Below are 3,565 nucleotides of genomic sequence, written 5' to 3'. Positions count from 1 at the left end.
GATCAGGAAAGCGGGGCCATGATCACGGCACCAGGCATCATTGGTAGGGTGAATAAAAAACCTCACCCTTGACATATCAACCTTTTCTTTAACCAGAATTTCAGTAGCAAAATTCTTCATGGCCTCATCATTGACATTGATATGAACCGGTTCTCCGGAACTAAGTTCCCTGACGAATGCAGCATAATAAGGATATATCGTATGAATTTTTCCGGGCCATGATGCATCTTTATGTGGCCAGCTGAGCCAGGTGGCATCATGCGGTGCGAATTCTGCGGGAAAATAATATCCTAGTTCCTTGGGAGTCATGACAAAAATTTGTGCAAATATAAGTGAATGAGAAAAGTTTGATTTATGAAAAGGATCGGTCTGATATCAGATACACATAATTACCTGGATGAAAATGTTTTTAAGCATTTCAACGATTGCGATGAGATCTGGCATGCAGGAGATTTTGGATCGGCAGAGATTGCAAACAGGTTAAAAACAATCAAGCCGGTCAGGGGAGTCTATGGAAACATCGATGGCTACGATATCCGTAGCATGTACCCGGAAACACTTATATGGGTATGCGAAGAAGTAAAGGTGATGATGAGGCACATCGGCGGCTTTCCGCCAAAATACAATAAGGAAACGCTGAGGGATCTGAAAACGGAAATGCCTCAGCTGTTTATTTCCGGGCATTCACATATACTGAAGGTAATATCCGATCAGCAATTAAACTGCCTGCATATGAACCCTGGCGCGGCAGGCAAACATGGCTGGCATACCATGCGAACGGTTCTCAGGTTCGATATCGATGGGCCCCGCATCAAAAACTGCGAGGTTATACAACTCGGGAAACGTTGAAATATTTCCTGATATTGTTACTGCTAAGACCTGATCAGCTTGCTTTATGCGCCCGGAAAAAGTGGTCGTGCGATACCTTCCCTACCCGGCCATGGGATTGCTAAAAGTATAAGGATAAGCGCAACTATATACATCCAGAACGCCGATCCGTACAACGATTTTTTAACCTTGCCCCTGGCAACGGTAATCAGCACGATGGCTATCAGCATACTTGTAATATGCTCAACCGCCCAGAACCTGAGCACGCTGTTTTTCATCACTTCGCTCATGCCATTGTTCTGGATCACTTTGAGTCCCCAGGCGCCGGCTATGTACTGGTACAGCCCGATCAGAAAATTGGTGTGGGCCGCAATCAGCAGAAACAAGCTCGACTTGTTAAGACCCGATCCGGACTTGCCTGATCTCGCATTATAGGCCTGAACTATGGAAATGATCAGCAGGATCAGGATGACCCAGCGAAGTATATTGTGCAGATGGAGCAGACCTGTATACATAAAGTAATAAATATAGATAAGAGAATATCAGCGAGGGTGCAAAGTACGTAAGAAAATTTTACTCAACCCAGTCAGCTATAAAAATATTGGTATCCCTGGTTCCTCCGTTATTCCTGTTGCTGCAGAACACAATCTTCCTGCCGTCGTAACTGAACATCGGGAATGCATCGAAGCCATTATCACGGCTGATCTTCTTCAGGTTGCTTCCATCATTGTTCATCGTATACATATTAAATGGAAACCCTCTTTTATATTCATGATTTGAAGCAAAAATGATCTGCTTACCGTCAGGCATAAACGCGGGCGCCCAGTTGGCCTGTCCAAGGTTGGTAATTTTTTGTTGATTACTGCCATCTGCATTGGCGGTATACACTTCCATATTTGTAGGAGCTACCAGGGCTTCCGCGAGCAGGTCTTTATACTCCTTCAATGCTTCAGGAGTTTCAGGACGTGATGCTCTCCAGATTATCTTTGTACCGTCCGGGCTGAACCAGGCACCGCCGTCATAACCTATGGCAGTGGTTATTTGTTTTTCTTTACCGGTGTTTATATCCATTATGTACAAATCAATATCACCATTTTTTGTGCTGGTATAGATCATCTGCTTACCATCCGGGCTAAGTGTTGCTTCGGCATCGTAACCTTTTGAATTGGTCAGTTGTTTTATGATCTTTCCATTAAGGTCAGCAATAAAAATATCAAAGCTGCTATACAGCGGCCAGATATATTTGTTGCCATATTTTTTACGATCTGGAACCGGTGGGCATTCTGCGCCACCAAGATGGGTGGACGCATACAAAACATGTTTACCATCTTTCATGAATGCTCCGCAGGTGGTTCTTCCTTTTCCCGTACTTACCATTTTAGGCTCGAACTTTTCACCTGCTTTGGTTGGTATTTTACCGATAAATATCTGGTCGCAGGCAAGCCCCTCTTTTGCATAGCTCTTCTGAAAAATCAGCCACTCATTATCATAGGAGAAATAGGCTTCAGCATTATCACCACCGAACGTTAACTGCATGATATTACTAAAATGTTTTTCATCAGGATAATGCAAGGTATCCGCTTTCGGTTTTTTGTAATGCGGGTTTGATGAGACGGAAGTGGGGACAATGTTTAATACGACAGCTATTAATACAGCAGTAAGGAGTCTGAGCATGTGATTGAATCGATTAAGGTCGTTAAGGTGGGGGAAATACCCTGGCAAAGGTATTTTTGTTAAAATGCGCTTCTGTCAGGATATTGTCATAACCCGGCTCATCAAAATCGGTTAATTTTGTTTTATGAATTTTCGCAACAGTCTGTCGCGCTTGCTGCCCGTATTCATAATCTTGTTGTGTTCGGCGTGTAACGAGCCTGAACCGGTAGACAAATCGGGCGACTTGCTGAACAAGCCCCCCTTCAACACTATAAGTGATAGCATCAGACGATATCCTGATAACCCGGGCATGTATCTCGAAAGAGCCATCCGCCTCTCCCAACATAATAAACTGGACCTGGCAACGCCCGACTTCAAAAAATCATGGGAGCTTTCCGGCGATCCCGCGGTCGCCCTGGAATATGTGTCAAACCTTTTACTGGTGAACAAGCTGGATGAGGCGATGAATGTGCTGAAAGACTGCGCCCGCCGGTTCCCCGAGAACACCGAATTCAACAGGAGACTGGGAGAAATTTATGCGGAGATGGGTAATACCGATGGCGCCTTAGCCCAGTTTGATGATATCATAAAAAAAGAGCCGGATAACTTCGAAGCGTGGTATGACAAGGGAAATGTGCTGACCAAATTAAAAGATACCAATGGTGCAATACAGGCTTTTGAAAGGTCTTTCGCCCTGCAGCCAATTAACTACACTGGTATCGCACTGGCTAACCTGTACATTGGCAAAAAAGATCCAAAGGCGTTGAAGGTTTGCAATTACCTGATAGCCCGCGATTCTTCGGGACTCCAGACCGACGCTGTTTATGCCAAAGGAATATATTATTCTGAAACAGGAAATGCGGAACTGGCGCTTGAACAGTTCGAGGAATGTATCCGACGCGACTGGAAACTTACAGATGCTTATATTGAAAAGGGAATAATTTACTATGAACAGAAAAAGCTGGATACTGCTTTAAAGACTTTCAATATGTCCGTTACTGTTTCAAACACCAATGCCGACGGATATTTCTGGATAGGGCGATGTTATGAAGCGATGAACGATAATGATAAGGCGGTGGAAAAC

5 protein-coding genes are annotated in these 3,565 nt (G+C 44.3%); 2 read left to right on the top strand and 3 right to left on the bottom strand.

Features of this window, described 5'->3' with window-relative positions:
* The coding region (locus tag ACX0G7_RS27225; protein ID WP_458926704.1) for an agmatine deiminase family protein at positions 1–309 on the bottom strand (309 nt) is incomplete at its 3' end.
* Positions 310–354: 45 nt separating this feature from the next.
* Between ACX0G7_RS27225 and ACX0G7_RS27220 the strand changes: the two genes are divergently transcribed.
* Positions 355–849 (top strand): metallophosphoesterase family protein, encoded by a 495-nt coding sequence (locus ACX0G7_RS27220; RefSeq protein WP_458926703.1) that lies wholly within the window; start codon positions 355–357, stop codon positions 847–849.
* A gap of 44 nt (positions 850–893) precedes the next feature.
* On the opposite strand, the gene ACX0G7_RS27215 is transcribed toward ACX0G7_RS27220, so the two are convergent.
* Complete coding sequence (locus ACX0G7_RS27215; protein ID WP_458926702.1) at positions 894–1,343, bottom strand: hypothetical protein; 450 nt, start codon at positions 1,341–1,343, stop codon at positions 894–896.
* A gap of 58 nt (positions 1,344–1,401) precedes the next feature.
* Positions 1,402–2,502, bottom strand: coding sequence for a TolB family protein (locus ACX0G7_RS27210; protein WP_458926701.1), 1,101 nt, complete (start codon positions 2,500–2,502; stop codon positions 1,402–1,404).
* A gap of 124 nt (positions 2,503–2,626) precedes the next feature.
* On the opposite strand from ACX0G7_RS27210, the gene ACX0G7_RS27205 reads away from it, so the two are divergent.
* On the top strand, positions 2,627–3,565 hold a 939-nt coding region (locus ACX0G7_RS27205; protein ID WP_458926700.1), incomplete at its 3' end, for a tetratricopeptide repeat protein.

This window comes from Flavitalea antarctica, from assembly GCF_054461535.1.
This window is presented reverse-complemented; position numbering and strand designations above follow the sequence as displayed.

Coding starts and splice junctions, on each gene's coding strand:
- ACX0G7_RS27220 (WP_458926703.1), top strand. CDS start 355: ATGAAAAGGATCGGTCTGATATCAGATACACATAATTACCTGGATGAA.
- ACX0G7_RS27215 (WP_458926702.1), bottom strand. CDS start 1,343: ATGTATACAGGTCTGCTCCATCTGCACAATATACTTCGCTGGGTCATC.
- ACX0G7_RS27210 (WP_458926701.1), bottom strand. CDS start 2,502: ATGCTCAGACTCCTTACTGCTGTATTAATAGCTGTCGTATTAAACATT.